A 16,261-nucleotide genomic window follows, 5' to 3' on the forward strand; every position below is an offset into this window, starting at 1 on the left:
TGACTCGCAATTAAACTCGATAAAACCGGCCCGTGACCTTCTGCACGGCACCGACTTCACATCCTGATCTTGCTGCCGAACAGGGTCAGCGCCTGGCGTTTGCCCGCCTTCTCCAGCACCACGGCATCGGCGCTGATGGAGAGCAGCCGATAGCCCTCGATCAGTTGACCGACCCGATAACTCTGACCATTGAGCACCGCCAGCGCCGGCCCATTGCCCAAGATGATGCTCTGCAATCGGGGCAGGCCGGCCCCCTTGTCCGGGGCGGCGCCCGTGCTCATGCCGGCCAGCGGCGCCGTGGGATCCTGCAGCACCTCGGCCCGGGCCTGCGGGCTCAGCAGGCAGGCCCACAGCGCCAGCCAGATAAATCCGGCCCCGTATGTTGTCAGCCACTTAGCCACGGATAAACTCCTTGCTGGTGCTGAGGGTGTAAATTTCCATCGCCACCGCCGCCTTGGGATGGGCGATCACCCGGTAGTCGAAGCCCTGCCAGTAGAAGTGGCGAGGCAGTGACTCCAGCGCTTTCAGGTACTGGTAGACATCGAAGTAGCCGCCCTCCAGCTCGAGCCGGATGCCGTGCTTGAACAGATTGACCGACTGCTCCCCCGCCATCAAGGGCTCAGGCTTGAGGGAGCTGAGCGCCAGCATGTGCAGGTTGGCGGAGCGGGACAGCAGCGCCTCCAGCACGGCCGGCATCTCGTGGGCCGGGATCAGATCCACCGTCTGGGCCTTGAGCTCGGCGTCCAGCCTGCCGAGGCTGGTTTCCACCTGGCCAAGCTGTTCCCGCACCTGCGCGTCGGGATCCCGCGCCAGGCGGGCCTGCTTGCCCTGATTCTCAAGATCCAATATCTCCAGATCCCGCTGCGCCGCCGTCAATGCCAGTCGATCCTGGCTCAGGCGGGTATCGGCGGCATCCAGCCAGCCGTAGATGCCTGCGGCGCCGAGCAGGATCAGCCCGGTCAGCAGTATCATGACCCTTTCCCGCAGGCTGAGGGCGGCGACCTGCTGCGCCCAGGCCTGCCATTGTGCTTTCATGTCCATCAGGGCTTCTCCTGCGCTATGCCGCTGAGCTGGAAGGCCAGCCGGCCCTCCTTGTCGCGGCTCAGGGTCAGCTCGCCAAACTGCTTGCCCGCCAGGGAGGACGTCTGCTTGAAGCGATTGACCCAGGCGGGGACATCCTGGCTGCGCTCGGCAAACCCGGAGAGATTGATGTGGCCGCCGCTGATCTCGATCCGCTGCAGGGAGAGACGGGGGTCGCGCAGGCGGGCCAGATCCGCCATCACGCCGGCGTAACCCTGGGATTTTTGCAGGGAGAGGCTGCCCAGCTGGCGCATCAGCCCCTGCATGGCACTCAGCTCCTCTTGCCTGGCGATGAGCTGCTGTTGCAGCAGGCCGTCGGCCTGATGACGGGCCAGCTCGGCATCGAGCCGCTTGGCCTCGCCGCGCCGCACATCGAGCGTCGCCCGCACCTGAGCCAGCTCACGGCTGACGCCCTGTTGCTGCCAGGCGTAACCGAGGCCGACGATCAGCATCAGCACCAGGCCGCTCCCCCAGACCAGCGCCATCTGATTGAGGCTGGCCCACTGGCGCCGGGGACGAAATTCGGGGCCGTAGAGGTTGATATGACGCTTCATCGTTCAGCCCCCAGCGCGGCGCCATAGGCACAGAGGTATTCAATATCGGCCAGCCATGCGCTCTCGTTGACCATGGGGAGAAGATGGGTAGCAGGGGTCATGACTCTGCCCCCAGTGCGGCGCCGTAGGCACTGAGATACTCAACGCCAGCCAGTATCGCCTTGTTGGCCATGGCCGACACCGGGAAGCCGAATGCCTGCTCCAAGTGGCGCACCAGGGTGCCGATGAAGGGGGAGCCGATGGCGAGCTGCATCTGACCCGGCTCCGGCAGCTTGAGCTGGCCCGCCAGATAGTCGAGGGAGCGCTGGATCTCCAGGGTCAGCCCATCGAGCAGATCGCGATCGGGCTCCTGAGCGCCGGTCAGGGTGCCGAAGCCGCGCAGCTGGCGCGAGAAGCAGAGCCCGCCCTGATGGAACACCAGCAGTTGCAGATCCTGCCCCCTGGGCTGCCACAGCAGCATGCGCACCGTCTGATCCGCCTCGTAGAGGGCCGTCATGGCCAGCTCGTCGCTGACGATGGCCTCCAGGCTCGCTACCCCGTTGACCGCCTCCACCAGCTGTTGCACCCGGCTCTTGGGCACGCAGATCACGTTGATGCGCGGTCGGCCGGCCGGCGGCGTGGGCAGGTCCACATAGTCCATGGCGAGCTGCAGCACGGGCTCGTTGACGAAATCCTTGATGGCCCAGGGCAGGGCCCCGGCCATCTCGGCGTCGGGCACCGCGGGCTTGTCGATCTGGATCTGTTGATAAAGGCTGGCGGCGAGGGCGACCCGCACCTTAGACTTGGCCAGGCCGTGCTGGTTGAACAGCTCGCCCATGGCCTGCGGCCACTCGTGGGGGCCATTGATGGCACGGCTGGTAAAGACGGGAGGCTGTCCCACGCACGCCAGCAGGATGCGGTCGCTGGCCAGCAGGAGTCCGACCTGGTGAGCGGGTGGCGAACGTCGAAACAGTGACTTCATTGAGACCTGTACCTGACTGCATGAAACGGGTTAAACCTTAACATAAACAGGCTATTAGCCTCCATATTTATGAAAAATGACACCATATCGGCCAACGCTTTGCCCCGGGAGGGCGCTCAAGGGGTCGCCGGCCGGCTCCCCTCGCCGCTGCACCAGATCCAGCATCCCCTGCTGGACGCCCAGGGGGTGCGACTCTGGTGCAAGCGGGACGACCTGATCCACCCGCTCCTCTCCGGCAACAAGTGGCGCAAGCTCAAGTACCAGCTGCAGCAGGCCGACGCGCTGGGCAAGACCCGGCTGATCTCGTTCGGGGGAGCCTACTCCAACCATATCCATGCCCTGGCGGCGGCGGGCCATCTGACGGGGCTGCGCACCACCGGCATCATACGCGGTGAACCCGAGGCCGTCAGCAACGCAACTCTGAGCGCGGCCAGGGGCTGGGGCATGGAGCTCGTGTTTGTGGACCGGCAGAGCTACAGACGGCGCCAGGATCCCGACTGGCTGGCCCAGTTCATGGCCCCTGACAGCCTGCTCGTGCCCGAGGGCGGCAGCGGTCCGCTGGCCATTCCCGGGGTCGCCGAGCTGGTGGCCGAGGTGCCCTTCTCGCCGGATCTCTGGGTGCTGCCCTGTGCCAGCGGCGGCACCCTGGCCGGCCTGGTCGCGGGCAAGCGGGCGCAGGAGCAGATCCTCGCCATCGCCGTCCTGAAGGGCGGGGGCTTCATCCATGACGAGGTCTGCCGCCTCCATCCCGCGGCGGCCGACACCGCCGGCTGGCGGATCGCGCTGGATCACCACGACGGCGGCTATGCCAAGTTCAGCCCGGCCCTGTGGCAGTGGGTGCAGGCGTTCAGCGCGCAGACCGGTCTGCCGCTCGAGCCCATCTACAGCGGCAAGGCGATGTGGGGCCTGTTCCGGGAGCTGGCCGCCGGCCACATCCCCCGTGGCAGCGAGATCGTCTTCATCCATACCGGTGGCCTGCAGGGGCTGGCGGGCCTGAGAGAGCAGGGCCGCCTCTGAGGGCGGCCCCGTCACAGCGAGATCAGGCCTCGGCCGTGTCCATCACCAGCCAGGTCGGCTCGGCAAACCAGGGCCCCTGGCCGGCGTGCACCCCGAGGTGGCGCAGCATCTTCCACTCGTCACCGCTCTCCACCCCCACGGCGATCACCCGGGTCTGGGTGTTGGCGCAGCCGCCGACCAGGCTGCGCACCGCCATCTGATTGACCTGACGGCTGTGGATCTCTCGCACCAGGCTGGGATGGAGCTTGAGGAAGTTGATCTCGAACTCCTTGATATACTGGGTGCTCACCACATCCTGCCCGGCGTGATCGATGGCCAGCTGGCAACCCAGCATGCGCAGCGCCCGCAGCGGCCGCTTGAGGGCCTCGTAGTGGCGGGTCACCTGGGCCTCCGACAGCTGCAGCACCAGATTCTCGTTGATACTGCGCGGCAGCTGGAACAGATCGAAGAAGAGGGTGCGCTGGAACTCCCGATTGAGCAGGCTCTGGGCGCAGAGCGACAGGCTGATGGGGCAACTCGGCTCCTGGCGCTGGCGCAGCAGGCGCAGGGTCTGGGCCACCACCAGCTTGTCCAGCGGCAGCAGCAACCCGGCCTTCTCCGCCATCGGCATGAAGACCCCGGCCTGCAGCTCCCGATCCTGCTCGTCGCGGATCCGGATCGACAGCTCCTGCTGCAACACCACCTGATCCCGCTCCTGCTGCACCGGCTGCAGATAGAAATAGATGCCCTGCTCCTCGATGCGGCGGTTGATGAGGGTGCGCCAGCGCACCGTGCCCTTGCTGCTCGGCTCCTCATCCAGCAGCTTCTCGTAGAGGAACCAGCCGGTGTGGCCCTGCAGCCGCGCGCTCTTGAGCGCCAGCTCGGCCTCCTCCTGCACCTTGAGCAGCGAGTCCCGCCCCTGATAGCAGACGGCACCGAGGTAGACGGCGGTCTCGGCATTGACCGACTCGGGCCAGTGCAGCCGTTGCAGGCTCTTGAGCAGCTGGCTGGCGCCATCCACCATCTCGCTCTCGGACATGTTGGGCAGCAGCACGGCAAACACCTGGCCGGCGTAGCGCGCCTGCAGGGCGCCGTTGTGCTTGCGCACGAAGGTGCCGATAGAAGCGCTCGCCTCCATCAGCAGCTCCTGGCTCTGGCGCCCGGTCAGCTCGGGATCCAGCTCTTCCAGGCCGGCCAGCTCGATCAGCAGCACACCGCCGCTGATCACGCTCGCCTCCATGATGGCGCTCTCCAGCCGGTTATCGAAGAACAGACGGTTGCCGATGCCGGTCGCCTTGTCGACGAAGGCGTTGCTGCGGATGAAGTTGTCGAACCGGCTGCGCTCCTTGCGGGCGTCGGCCAGCTCCGCCAGCAGGTGATCGATCGCCTGGCTGGCGGAGGCGGGCCACTCGTCGGCCGGATCATGGGCCAGCTTGGTGAGCTTGCCATCCAGGATCAGCTGGGCCCGCTCGGCCAGCAACTCGGCGCCGCGCAGCTGCAGCCGCAGCCAGCGGATGGAGTACCAGAGCCCGAACACCACGATGAAGACCCCGAAGGAGATGCCGGACATGGCCTGCATGGAGTACTCGAACTCCTTGAACGGCCGGTCCAGCTTGAAATCGGCCTGCATGCCGAGCTGATGGGGAATGGTTTGGCTATAGGGGATCAGCAGGCTCTCGTCGGTCTGCTGCTGCACATCGCGAAACCAGTAGACCCGCTGCTTGTCCTGGCGGATCTCCAGCTCGACCACGTGGGCAGAGCGCAGCAGCGACGGCAGCCAGCGGGCAAGATCCTGCGGATCGTCGGCCGCGCCCAGCTGCTTGTCGATGATTTCCACCAGGGAGTCGACCCGGTTCTGCTGCAGCTCCATGCCCATCTGACGAAAACTGAACACCCCGCCGAGCAATACCATGGTCATGGCCGCGATCACGCACAGAGTAATAAACGAGACGAGCTGAGTAGTCAGTTTCATGTGCCTTTCCGTAGCCGACAGCATCCATATGGCCTCATGGTATCAGCCTTGGTCAAAACCCGCCTACGGATGAAGATCCCGCTTTTGTAATTAAGCGACGCGCGCGCAGGCCTCTCCCGGGTGGGCGCCAGGGGCTGGTGATGGGCAAACAGGCGGGAAAGGCTGACTCGCGGACAGAAAAATGGTCCCACAGTGGGGACCAAAAGAAACACTCAATATCAAAACTAACACTCTGTGCTACTGACAAAAATAGATACAGGAGTATTGAACACACGGTGAGTCAAACCGCAGGGCTACTCTAAACCAGTTCAGATAAGCTGGACAATTGTTAGATATGACAGGTCGGCGATTGATTTTTCACCACTCAGGTTGCGAAAACAATATTAATCATCTAGTTAGCCAAGGGATGCATCGCAGTTTCTGCTGCTGTCAAATCGATGCAGCTAATCCACTATGCTGACACGCGCCGATCACATACTCTGGATGCTCCACCCACCTTCGTCGAGCAGGTACCCCTTGAAACGGATTTCTCCCTTCTGGATCAGCCCCTTGCTGCTCGTCCTCCCGATCCTGCTCTGCCTGTCACTGAGTCGTTTGACGGGAGACATGCTGGCCCACTACCTGCTGCAGCAGAAGCGCGCCGAGATAGAGACCACCATGGCGGAGCGCCAGCAGGCGCTGGAAGAGGGGATCGACGATCAGCTGGTGCAATTTGCCTTCGACTGCGGCGAGCAGGACATGGCCCTGCTGCGGGATCCCAAGCACTACAACCGACATATCCGCCTGCAGGGGCTGCGGCTGGCCTCGGGGAAGGGGTGCTCCAGCCTGGGGCCGGACCTGCCGCTCATCGATGCGGACTCCCTCTCCGAGACCGCCGACAGCACCTTCGGGCTGACCGCCACGGCGCCCGAGTATGATACCGAGCAGGAGCTGGTGGTGTTCTTCAAGCGCCAGGGTAACCTCGCCTACTGGGTACTGAGCAACAGCTGGAGCCACACCATACTGCAGCAACCCTGTGCCGGCTGCTTCTACCTCGAGTTCACCCCGCTGGTGCCCGGCATCTCCCGCCACAAGCTGTTCCCCCGCGGCGATCAGGCCATCAGGGACGAGCCCGACAGCCAGAGCCTGAGCTTTACTCCCACCTCCAGCAAGATGCAGCAGACCCTGTGGGCCGGTCAGGCGTTGCGGGACTATGCCCTGGCCCTGGCCTTCAAGGGCGGCCTCTGGGCAGGCACCGCGCTGGGGGGGCTGCTGCTCGTCTGCTACTGGTTGCTGCGCAACTACCGGCGCTCCCTCAAGGGGTTGCTGCACACCGGGCTGGCACGCCAGGAGTTCGTCCCCTTCTACCAGCCCATCGTCGACAGCCGCACCCGGCGGGTGGTCGGCTTCGAGGCGCTGCTGCGCTGGCGCAGGGGGGGCGAGTTCACCTCCCCCGGCGCCTTCATCGCCTATGCGGAGGAGCAGGGGCTGATCCTGCCGATGACGGAGCAGCTGCTGGACAGGGTGATCGCCGATCTGCCGCAACTGGCGCCTGAGCAGTGGGTCAGCGTCAATCTGGTCGCCGCCCACATCGAGCACTCGCTCCTGCGCGATCAGCTGCAGCGCTACGACTGGCCCTCCCCGACCCGGCTCACCTTCGAGCTCACCGAGCGTGAGCCCATAGTGGACATAGCGGCGGCCACCCACGAGATCACCCTGCTGCAGGAGAAGGGCTATCACTTCAAGCTGGACGATTTCGGTACCGGCTATGGCGGCTTCGCCTACCTGCAGCAGCTCGGCATCCGCCAGATCAAGATCGACAAGATGTTCGTCGACTCCATCGGCACCGACGACCCCAAGCGCAACCTGCTGGACGCCATCATCGCCTTCGGCCTGAAGTCCGACATGGAGATGATCGCCGAAGGGGTCGAGACCCAGGAGCAGGTCGACTACCTCGGCCAGCATGGCGTTTACCTCATTCAGGGGTACCTGTTCGCCCGCCCCATGCCACTGCACGAGTTGCTGGAGTGGCAGCAGGGTCACCGCTAGCCATACCCTACTGACCTTTTCCCGCAGGTGCGGCATGGCGCCTGCGGCCCCTCCCCGGGCGGCAACCCCGCCGCCGGCCGGTGCCCCGCCCTGAAAATGATTTTTCCCGAACCGGACAACAGCCCTTATCATGTGTCCATCTGTCGCGATCCATGCGCACAGATCCCTGTCCCCCGTCGGCTCATGCCGCCCTGAGATGAGAACCACTGCCTATGAAGTCATTTATCCGGCAAGAGATTGCCCTGCCCGTTGGCCTGCTGACCCTGCTGTTTTTCAAGACGCTGGGCAACGACCTGCTGACAGAGGCGACTCCGCTCGCGATCTACCTGCCGGTGTCACTGGCCCTGCTCGCCATCGTCACCTGGGCCATCTTCTCCGTGGTGCGTCACTCGGATGCCCTGGCCATCAAGCTGGGTGAGCCCTTCGGTACCCTGATCCTGACCCTGTCGGTCATCTCCCTCGAGGTGGTGATGATCTCCTCCGTCATGCTGACCGGCGAGCCCAATCCGGTGATGGCCCGCGATACCATGTTTGCCGTGGTGATGCTGGTGACCAACGGCCTGGTGGGCTTTACCCTGCTGTTTGGCGGCTGGCGTTATCACACCCAGAATTTCAATCTGGATGGTGTGAAATCCTATCTGGTCGCCATCATACCGCTGGCCCTGCTCTGCCTGGTGTTGCCGAACTTCACCCGGGGTGGCACCCTGGGCAGCATGTCCAGCGCCATGTCCTGGATGCTGATCATCATCTCGGTCCTGCTCTACGGCGTCTTCCTGCTGATCCAGACCCGCAGCCACAGCCACTTCTTCGTCGACGGCGACCATGAGGATCACGAGGAGCACCACGGCATACTGCGCAGCAACGTCTACCACACCCTGCTGCTGCTCGCCTTCCTGCTGGTGGTGATCCTGCTGGCCAAGACGCTGGCCATCCCCATCAACCATGGTGTCCAGGTCATGTCGGCCCCCCCCGCCCTCGGCGGCTTCATCGTGGCCTGTATCGTGCTCGCACCGGAAGCCGTGGGCGCCATCAAGGCGGCCTTCAACAACCAGCTGCAGCGCGCCATGAATCTCTACTTCGGCTCAGTGCTGGCGACCATAGCCCTGACGGTGCCCTCGGTGCTGTTCATCGGCGCCCTGCTGGGGCAGGAGGTGCGCCTCGGCCTCTCCACCGCCGACATGGTGCTGCTCATCACCACCCTGATGGTGTGCAAGGTCACCTTCAGCAGCGGTCGCACCAATGTGCTGCACGGTGCCACCCACCTGGTGCTGTTCGTGGTCTATCTGTTCCTGATGTTCGAGCACGAATGAACGGCGCCAGCTCTCATCCGATGCTGTTCATGGCCCATCTGTTCCTGATGTTCGAGCACGAATGAACGGCGCCAGCTCTCATCCGATGCTGTTCATGGCCCATCTGTTCCTGATGTTTGAGCACGAATGAACGGCGCCAGCTCTCATCCGATGCTGTTCATGGCCCATCTGTTCCTGATGTTCGAACACGAATAACCGCATCCAGCCAACGCCAGAAACGCAAAGACCGCCCATAGGGGCGGTCTTTTGTTATGAGCCGTCGCGGATGCACCGCCAAGGCTTAGAGGCTGGGCAGCACCCCGGCCGGGATCAGATCGTTGTAGCTGGCGGCGCCCAGCAGGGCGGCGGCGGCCTCGATGTCCGGCGAGAAGTACCTGTCCTTGTCGTAGAAGCTGACCTGCGCGCGCAGCCGCCCCTTGGCCAGTTCGATCAGCTCGGTGCTGCGCAGGGGGGCCCGAAAATCCAGCCCCTGGGCGGCGGCCAGCAGCTCTACCGCCAGTATGCCGCGGGTGTTCTCCGCCATGTCCGTCAGCCGGCGCGCGGCGAAGGTGGCCATGGAGACGTGATCCTCCTGGTTGGCGGAGGTGGGCAAGCTGTCCACCGAGGCCGGGTGAGCCAGGCTCTTGTTCTCGGAGGCGAGCGCCGCCGAGGTGACCTGGGCGATCATGAAGCCGGAGTTGACGCCGCCGTTGTTGACCAGGAAGGCGGGCAGGCCCGACATCCGCGAATCGATCAGCAGCGCCATCCGGCGCTCCGACAGCGAGCCGATCTCGGCGATGGCCAGCGCCAGGTTGTCGGCGGCGAAGGCCACGGGTTCTGCGTGGAAGTTGCCGCCGGAGAGGATCTCCTCATCCTCGGCGAACACCAGCGGGTTGTCGGAGACCGCATTGGCCTCGCACACCAGCACCTCGGCGGCGTGGCGGATCTGGGCCAGGCAGGCCCCCATCACCTGGGGCTGGCAGCGCAGGGAATAAGGATCCTGCACCTTCTCGCAGTTGTGGTGAGACATGCCGATCTCGCTGCCGTCCACCAGCAGCTGGCGGTAGCAGGCGGCCGCGTCGATCTGACCGCGCTGGCCGCGCACCTCATGGATGCGAGCATCGAACGGGCGACGGCTGCCGAGCGCCGCCTCCACACTCATGGCGCCTATGGTGATGGCGCCGGCGAACAGATCCTCGGCATGGAACAGCCCTTCCAGCGCGAAGGCCGTGCTGGCCTGGGTGCCGTTGAGCAGCGCCAGCCCCTCCTTGGGTGCCAGGGAGATGGGCGCCAGACCGGCTATCTTGAGCGCAGTGGCGGCGTCCATCAGCTCGCCCTTGTGACGGGCCTTGCCCTCCCCGATCAGCAGACAGCTCATGTGAGCCAGCGGCGCCAGATCGCCGGAGGCGCCGACGGAGCCCTTCTTCGGCACCACCGGATAGACTTCGGCGTTGATAAGCGTCATCAGCGCCTCCAGCACCTCCAGCCGGATGCCGGAGAAGCCGCGGGCCAGGGAGTTGACCTTGAGCACCATCATCAGCCGCACCGTGGCGTCATCCATGTAGGTGCCAATGCCGGCGGCGTGGGAGAGCACGATGGAGCGCTGCAGTTCGTCGAGCTGCTCCACCGGGATGCGGGTGTTGGCCAAGAGGCCGAAGCCGGTGTTGATGCCATACACCACCCGGTTCTGCTCGATCACCTTGGTGACGGCGGCGGCGGAGGCGTGGATCCCCGGCAGGGCGGACTCATCCAGCCGGATATGCAACTGCTCGCGGCTGACGCGGCGCAGGGTGGCAAGGCTGAGCTTGCCCGGTAACAGATTGAGTTCAAACATCTTATTTCTCTCCTTTGCCGGCAGCAGCCAGCATGGGCAAGTCCAGTTTCGCCTCATGGGCACAGTCGATGGCAATCGGGTAGCCCGCATCCGCATGGCGCATCACGCCGGTGGCAGGATCGTTGCGCAGCACCCGGCCGACGCGCCTGGCGGCGTCATCGCTACCGTCGCAGACGATCACCACCCCCGAGTGCTGGGAAAAGCCCATCCCCACCCCGCCACCGTGATGCAGCGAGACCCAGGTCGCGCCGCCGGCGGTGTTGAGCAGGGCGTTGAGCAGCGGCCAGTCGGAGACGGCGTCCGAGCCATCCAGCATGGATTCGGTCTCCCGGTTCGGACTCGCCACCGAGCCGGAGTCCAGGTGATCGCGACCTATGACCACGGGCGCCTTGAGCTCGCCATTTTTCACCATCTCGTTGAAAGCCAGGCCCAGGCGTACCCGATCCTTGACCCCGACCCAGCAGATCCGCGCCGGCAGGCCCTGGAAGGCGATGCGCTCGCGGGCCATGTCGAGCCAGTTGTGCAGGTGGGGATCGTCCGGGATCAACTCCTTCACCTTCTGATCCGTCTTGTAGATGTCTTCCGGATCGCCGGACAGCGCCACCCAGCGGAAGGGGCCAATGCCCTCGCAGAACAACGGACGGATGTAGGCGGGCACGAAGCCGGGGAAGTCGAAGGCGTTCTTGACCCCTTCATCCAGCGCCACTTGGCGGATGTTATTCCCGTAATCGAGGGTGGCGGCGCCACGGGACTGCAGGGTCAGCATGGCCTCCACCTGACGGGCCATGGAGTGGCGAGCCGCCTGGTTCACCTCCTGGGGCGCGGATTTTTGCAGCGCGCGCCACTGGGCGACGCTCCAGCCCTGGGGCAGGTAGCCGTGAATCGGGTCGTGGGCCGAGGTCTGGTCGGTCACCACATCCGGGGTGATGCCACGGGCCACCAGCTCGGCGAACACGTCGGCGGCGTTGCCGAGCAGGCCGACGGAGACGGCGGTGCCGCTACGTTTGGCTTCCTCGACCATGGCCAGCGCCTCATCCAGGCTGTGGGCCTTCTTGTCCACGTAGCGGGTCTTGAGGCGGAAATCGATGCGGGTCTCGTCGCACTCGACGGCGATCATGGAGAAGCCGGCCATGGTGGCCGCCAGCGGCTGGGCGCCGCCCATGCCCCCCAACCCACCGGTCAGGATCCAGCGGCCCTTGGGTTCGCCGTTGAAGTGCTGGTTCGCCACCGCGAAGAAGGTCTCGTAAGTGCCCTGCACTATCCCCTGGGTGCCGATGTAGATCCAGGAGCCGGCCGTCATCTGGCCGTACATCATGAGGCCTTTCTTATCGAGCTCGTTGAAGTGCTCCCAGTTGGCCCAGTGCGGCACCAGGTTGGAGTTGGCGATCAGCACCCGGGGCGCATCCTTGTGAGTCTGGAACACCCCGACCGGCTTGCCGGATTGCACCAGCAGGGTCTCGTCTTCCTCGAGCCGGGTCAGCACCTCGACGATCTTGTCGTAGCAGGCCCAGTTGCGGGCGGCGCGGCCGATACCGCCATACACCACCAACGACTGGGGATGCTCGGCCACTTCCGGATCCAGATTGTTCATCAGCATCCGCAGCGGCGCCTCGGTGAGCCAGTTCTTGGCGGTCAGCGTCGTGCCACGGGGGGCACGGATGATCCTGCTCGGGTCCTGACGGGGATCCTGGTGTTGCTCAGACATACACACTCCTTGTTTTATCAATGTCGCCGCCATCATGGGCGCTCCTGGCACCCGGCGAGTCGGCTGGCTACTTGGTGAGTTGATGGATCAGGCGGGCGGCCACGCGGGCACTGCGCTGATCCTGATCCAGACTCGGGTTGTACTCGGCCAGATCGGCGAGCCTGAGCTTGCCGCTGGCCCGGATATGGGCGATCAGGGGTTCGATGACGGCCAGCTCGACGCCGCGGGCGGCGGGGGCGCTCACCCCCGGCATGACGGCTGCGGGCAACACGTCCAGATCTATGGTCAGATAGAGGTGATCGCAGCGGGCGATGAAGGCATCCAGGCCGTTCAGCAGCTCGGGCAGCTCGCGCTGGGTCATGGCCTCGTCCAGCTCATACCAGACCCCCAACCCATCGGCGCGGGCGAACAGGGCCTGGGTGTTGGCCGTCTCGGCCACCCCGAGGCAGGCGTAGTGGAAGGGGCTACCCTGGGCGGCGCACTGCTCGGCGATCTGGAAGAAGGGGGTGCCGGAGCTCGCCTGCTCCTGCTTCATCCGCAGGTCGAAGTGAGCATCCAGGTTGATGATGCCGACCCGGCCCTTGCCCGCCAGATGACGGTTGAGGCCGCTCCAACTGCCGAAGGCCACCTCGTGGCCCCCGCCCAGCACCAGCGGGAAGTGCCCCTCGGCCAGCAGGCTCGCGACTCGCTCGGCCAGGCGGTTGTGGGCGGCATCGAGATCGCCGTCATCACAGGCCACATCACCGCCGTCGTAGACCGGCCGCCCCAGATGCCAGGCGGTGTTGGCCAGCAGCTTGCGAATGGCGTGCGGCGCGCTCGCGGCCCCCACTCGCCCCTTGTTGCGGCGCACCCCCTCGTCGCAGGCGAAGCCCACCAGGGCCACGCCGGGCGCGGCATCCGTTTGCCAAGGCTGGACGCGGTCGTGCCAGCGCAGGGCCAGTTCACCATCTTCCGGATCCCGGCGCCCCTGCCAGACCGTCATGTCAATGCCATTCAACTCAGCCATGGAGCGTCTCCTCGCCATTCAGTACCCGGCTCACCAGCTGATCGACGCCGATGAGGTAGCTGAGCTCGGCCGGGTGGGCACAGTTCCAGATCAGGAAGTCGGCCTGCATGCCCACTCGCAGTTGCCCCAATCGCTCCTGCTCGCCCAGGGCGCGGGCGGCGTGGCGGGTCACCCCGGCCATGGCCTCCACCGGCGTCAGGCCGAACAGGGTGCAGGCCATGTTCATGGCCATGCGCAGGGAGACGATGGGGGCCGTGCCCGGATTGATGTCGGAGGAGACCGCCATGGGCACCCCGGCGCGGCGCAGCGCCTCGACCGGCGGCAACTTGGTCTCTTTCAGGAAGTAGAAGGCGGTGGGCAGCAGGGTGGCAACCACGCCGCGGTGGGCCAGGGCCTGGATCCCGGCGGCGTCCAGGTGCTCGAGGTGATCCACCGAGAGCGCGCCGAAGTGGGCGGCCAGGGTGCTGCCCCCCAGGTTGGAGAGCTGATCCATGTGGCCCTTCACCGCCAGGCCGTATTGATCCGCCGCCAGATAGACCTGCTCGGTCTGGGCCAGCGAGAAGCCGATGTGCTCGCAGAAGACGTCAACCGCATCCGCCAGACCCGCCTCAGCGGCGGCCGGGATGATCTCCTGGCAGATGGTCTCGACCCAGGAGTCAGGATCGTCGCGGTATTCGGGCGGCACCGCATGGGCGGCCAGCAAGGTGGTCTTGACCCGGATAGGCAGCGCCTCCCCCAGTCGGCGGGCGACCCGCAGCATCTTGAGCTCATCCGCCAGGGTGAGGCCGTAGCCGGACTTGATCTCGACCGTGGTGACCCCCTCCCGGATCAGGGACCTGATCCTCGGCACCGCCAGTTCATAGAGCTGATCCTCGCTGGCGGCGCGGGTGGCGCGCACAGTGCTGAGGATGCCGCCGCCCTTGCGGGCGATCTCGGCGTAAGGCACGCCCCGCTGACGCAGTTCGAACTCCTCGGCACGGCTGCCGGCGAAGATGAGGTGGGTGTGGCAATCGATGAGGCCGGGTGTCACCAGCCGGCCCTTCATGTCGCGCAAGTGGGCGGGGTGCGGCCCCTTGAGATCCTGCATGGGCACCAGGGCGTGGATCTTGCCTTCGTGGACACCGAGGGCGTGGGGTTCCAGCAGACCGTAGTCGGCCAGATCGGGGCGCAGGGTGGCGGGTGTCACGTTGAGCCAGACCCGCTCGCAGTTCAACAGTTCCTTGTTCATACCGACCTCAAAATGTATATACAATAATTTATATCCGATCTCTGGCGAGAAAGATAGGATCTAATTCACATCTTGATAACAGCCATTTCATTAGAGTTTAGGCACAAAAAAGCCCACCTAAGGGTGGGCTCCGCAAACAAGATATGTATATACAATCAGATGAGGCGGGTCTTGGAGCTCAGCTTGTAGCGGGAGCCGGGCGAGAGCAGCCTGGCGTAGGAAACCAGATAGCCATCCGACCAGGTACGGCGATGCAGCAGCAGGCAGGGGGTATCGACCCGCACCTGCAGCAGCCCGGCCTCACCGGCGCTCGGCAGCACGGCCTCCACCACGTGTTCCATCTCGGAGAGCGGGCAGACCTCCATCAGATAGCTGTTCGGCGTCTGTTGGGTGAAGTCCTGCTCGCCATAGCCCGGCAGGCGCTCGGCATCGACGAAGCGCTCCTCCAGCTGCAGCGGCTCCCCATCGGCCTCGTGGACGATGAGGCTGTGGAAGGTGGGCGCCCCCACCCGCAGCCCGAGCCGCACCGCCACCTTCTCGTCGGCGGCCTGCCGCTGCAGGCGGATGACCCTGGCGCTGTACTGACTGCCACGCTCGCGGATCTCGTCGGCGATGTTGCGAATGGCCAGCAGCGGCGACTCGGCCCGCCGGTCCGCCACGAAGCTGCCGGAGCCCGCGGTGCGCACCAGCCAGCCTTCGGCCACCAGCTCCCGCAGCGCCTTGTTGACCGTCATCCGGCTCACGGCAAACTGGTCGCACAGGGCCGCCTCGGTCGGGATCCTGTCCCCCGCCTGATAGTGGCGTTCGCGGATACCATCGAGGATGTGTTGCTTGATCTGAAGGTAGAGGGCGGGGGCCAATGGCAGGCTCCTCAGCGGCGGCGATGGGGCGGACGCATGTCCGGCCAGGCGCGGTAGACATCCGGGATCTGCTCGGGACCGCTGACGCAGAGATCCAGATCGTGCAGCAAGCCGTCCTTGATGCCGTAGATCCAGCCATGCACCGCCAGCTCCTGACCCTTGCGCCAGGCGTTCTGGATGATGGTGGTATGGCAGACGTTGGCCACCTGCTCGGCCACGTTCAGCTCGCACAGGTAGTCGTGGCGCTCGTGCTCATCTTCGATGGCATCGAGCTCGTCACGATACTTGAAGTAGACATCCTTGATGTTGCGCAGCCAGTTGTCGATGAGCCCCAGCTCCTCGTTCTTCATGGCCGCCCGCACGCCACCGCAGCCGTAGTGGCCACAGACGATGATGTGCTTCACCTTGAGCACCTCGACCGCGTATTGCAGCACCGAGAGGCAGTTGAAGTCGGTGTGCACCACCAGGTTGGCGACGTTGCGGTGGACGAAGACGTCCCCCGGCAGCAGGCCCATCAGCTGGTTGGCGGGCACCCGGCTGTCGGAGCAGCCGATCCAGAGATATTCGGGCGCCTGCTGGGCGGAGAGGGTGGCGAAGAACTCGGGATCTTCGGCCTTGAGCCGTTCCGCCCACTCGCGGTTTTTGGTAAACAGGTCGTTCAACAGTTTCACTATCTGCTCTCCCTAGATGTGAGTGGCGGCAACATACCATATTCGATGGTATCGGAGGCAAGGGGTAACACCAGATA

Annotated in this window: 14 protein-coding genes; 3 read left to right on the top strand and 11 right to left on the bottom strand. The window is 65.0% G+C overall.

Annotated elements, in window-relative coordinates; genetic code table 11:
- Positions 1-56 precede the first annotated feature (56 nt).
- From KW821_RS19760 to KW821_RS19775, 4 genes are all read right to left on the bottom strand, one after another.
- Positions 57-401, bottom strand: a complete 345-nt coding sequence (locus tag KW821_RS19760) for an MSHA biogenesis protein MshK (RefSeq protein WP_269471666.1) — start codon at positions 399-401, stop codon at positions 57-59.
- Positions 394-1,041, bottom strand: coding sequence for a type 4a pilus biogenesis protein PilO (locus KW821_RS19765; RefSeq protein ID WP_218292627.1), 648 nt, complete (start codon positions 1,039-1,041; stop codon positions 394-396). Before KW821_RS19765 ends, KW821_RS19760 begins: the two co-directional genes overlap by 8 nt.
- Positions 1,041-1,634, bottom strand: a complete 594-nt coding sequence (locus KW821_RS19770; RefSeq protein ID WP_218292628.1) for a PilN domain-containing protein — start codon at positions 1,632-1,634, stop codon at positions 1,041-1,043. Before KW821_RS19770 ends, KW821_RS19765 begins: the two co-directional genes overlap by 1 nt.
- Positions 1,635-1,731: 97 nt before the next feature.
- Positions 1,732-2,595 (bottom strand): MSHA biogenesis protein MshI, encoded by an 864-nt coding sequence (locus tag KW821_RS19775; RefSeq protein ID WP_218292629.1) that lies wholly within the window; start codon positions 2,593-2,595, stop codon positions 1,732-1,734.
- A gap of 69 nt (positions 2,596-2,664) precedes the next feature.
- Here KW821_RS19775 and KW821_RS19780 point away from each other — a divergent pair, with 69 nt between their 5' ends.
- The gene (locus KW821_RS19780) at positions 2,665-3,612 is read left to right on the top strand and encodes a 1-aminocyclopropane-1-carboxylate deaminase/D-cysteine desulfhydrase (protein WP_218292630.1); all 948 of its coding nucleotides are present in this window, start codon (positions 2,665-2,667) and stop codon (positions 3,610-3,612) included.
- A 22-nt stretch (positions 3,613-3,634) separates the two neighbouring features.
- On the opposite strand, the gene KW821_RS19785 is transcribed toward KW821_RS19780, so the two are convergent.
- Entirely contained in the window at positions 3,635-5,563 is a 1,929-nt protein-coding gene (locus KW821_RS19785) for an EAL domain-containing protein (protein WP_042651867.1), read from the bottom strand.
- Between the two features lie 483 nt (positions 5,564-6,046).
- Between KW821_RS19785 and KW821_RS19790 the strand changes: the two genes are divergently transcribed.
- Entirely contained in the window at positions 6,047-7,591 is a 1,545-nt protein-coding gene (locus tag KW821_RS19790) for an EAL domain-containing protein (RefSeq protein WP_218292656.1), read from the top strand.
- Between the two features lie 212 nt (positions 7,592-7,803).
- Positions 7,804-8,901 (top strand): calcium:proton antiporter, encoded by a 1,098-nt coding sequence (locus tag KW821_RS19795; RefSeq protein ID WP_218292631.1) that lies wholly within the window; start codon positions 7,804-7,806, stop codon positions 8,899-8,901.
- Positions 8,902-9,181: 280 nt separating this feature from the next.
- On the opposite strand, the gene hutH is transcribed toward KW821_RS19795, so the two are convergent.
- From hutH to can, 6 genes are all read right to left on the bottom strand, one after another.
- Positions 9,182-10,714, bottom strand: coding sequence for a histidine ammonia-lyase (gene hutH / locus KW821_RS19800; RefSeq protein ID WP_218292632.1), 1,533 nt, complete (start codon positions 10,712-10,714; stop codon positions 9,182-9,184).
- Position 10,715: 1 nt separating this feature from the next.
- Positions 10,716-12,419 carry a urocanate hydratase gene (gene hutU / locus KW821_RS19805; protein WP_218292633.1) on the bottom strand — a complete coding sequence of 568 codons (1,704 nt, stop codon included), beginning with the start codon at positions 12,417-12,419 and terminating at the stop codon, positions 10,716-10,718.
- Positions 12,420-12,486: 67 nt separating this feature from the next.
- On the bottom strand, positions 12,487-13,425 hold the full coding sequence (gene hutG / locus KW821_RS19810; protein WP_218292634.1) for a formimidoylglutamase: 939 nt from the start codon (positions 13,423-13,425) through the stop codon (positions 12,487-12,489).
- Entirely contained in the window at positions 13,418-14,653 is a 1,236-nt protein-coding gene (hutI, locus tag KW821_RS19815) for an imidazolonepropionase (protein ID WP_218292635.1), read from the bottom strand. The genes hutG and hutI overlap by 8 nt, the downstream gene beginning before the upstream one ends.
- Positions 14,654-14,808: 155 nt before the next feature.
- Positions 14,809-15,513 (bottom strand): histidine utilization repressor, encoded by a 705-nt coding sequence (hutC, locus tag KW821_RS19820; RefSeq protein WP_042651860.1) that lies wholly within the window; start codon positions 15,511-15,513, stop codon positions 14,809-14,811.
- A gap of 11 nt (positions 15,514-15,524) precedes the next feature.
- The gene (gene can / locus KW821_RS19825; protein ID WP_042651859.1) at positions 15,525-16,184 is read right to left on the bottom strand and encodes a carbonate dehydratase; all 660 of its coding nucleotides are present in this window, start codon (positions 16,182-16,184) and stop codon (positions 15,525-15,527) included.
- Positions 16,185-16,261 lie beyond the last annotated feature (77 nt).

The sequence above is a fragment of the Aeromonas sp. sif2416 genome, from assembly GCF_019218665.1.
Classification (GTDB): domain Bacteria; phylum Pseudomonadota; class Gammaproteobacteria; order Enterobacterales; family Aeromonadaceae; genus Aeromonas; species Aeromonas encheleia.

Bases quoted from the DNA above. Each gene is read 5' to 3' on its own strand.
- KW821_RS19765 (WP_218292627.1), bottom strand. From the start codon at position 1,041: ATGGACATGAAAGCACAATGGCAGGCCTGGGCGCAGCAGGTCGCCGCC.
- KW821_RS19770 (WP_218292628.1), bottom strand. From the start codon at position 1,634: ATGAAGCGTCATATCAACCTCTACGGCCCCGAATTTCGTCCCCGGCGC.
- KW821_RS19775 (WP_218292629.1), bottom strand. From the start codon at position 2,595: ATGAAGTCACTGTTTCGACGTTCGCCACCCGCTCACCAGGTCGGACTC.
- KW821_RS19780 (WP_218292630.1), top strand. From the start codon at position 2,665: ATGAAAAATGACACCATATCGGCCAACGCTTTGCCCCGGGAGGGCGCT.
- KW821_RS19785 (WP_042651867.1), bottom strand. From the start codon at position 5,563: ATGAAACTGACTACTCAGCTCGTCTCGTTTATTACTCTGTGCGTGATC.
- KW821_RS19790 (WP_218292656.1), top strand. From the start codon at position 6,047: ATGCTCCACCCACCTTCGTCGAGCAGGTACCCCTTGAAACGGATTTCT.
- KW821_RS19795 (WP_218292631.1), top strand. From the start codon at position 7,804: ATGAAGTCATTTATCCGGCAAGAGATTGCCCTGCCCGTTGGCCTGCTG.
- hutH (WP_218292632.1), bottom strand. From the start codon at position 10,714: ATGTTTGAACTCAATCTGTTACCGGGCAAGCTCAGCCTTGCCACCCTG.
- hutU (WP_218292633.1), bottom strand. From the start codon at position 12,419: ATGTCTGAGCAACACCAGGATCCCCGTCAGGACCCGAGCAGGATCATC.
- hutG (WP_218292634.1), bottom strand. From the start codon at position 13,425: ATGGCTGAGTTGAATGGCATTGACATGACGGTCTGGCAGGGGCGCCGG.
- hutI (WP_218292635.1), bottom strand. From the start codon at position 14,653: ATGAACAAGGAACTGTTGAACTGCGAGCGGGTCTGGCTCAACGTGACA.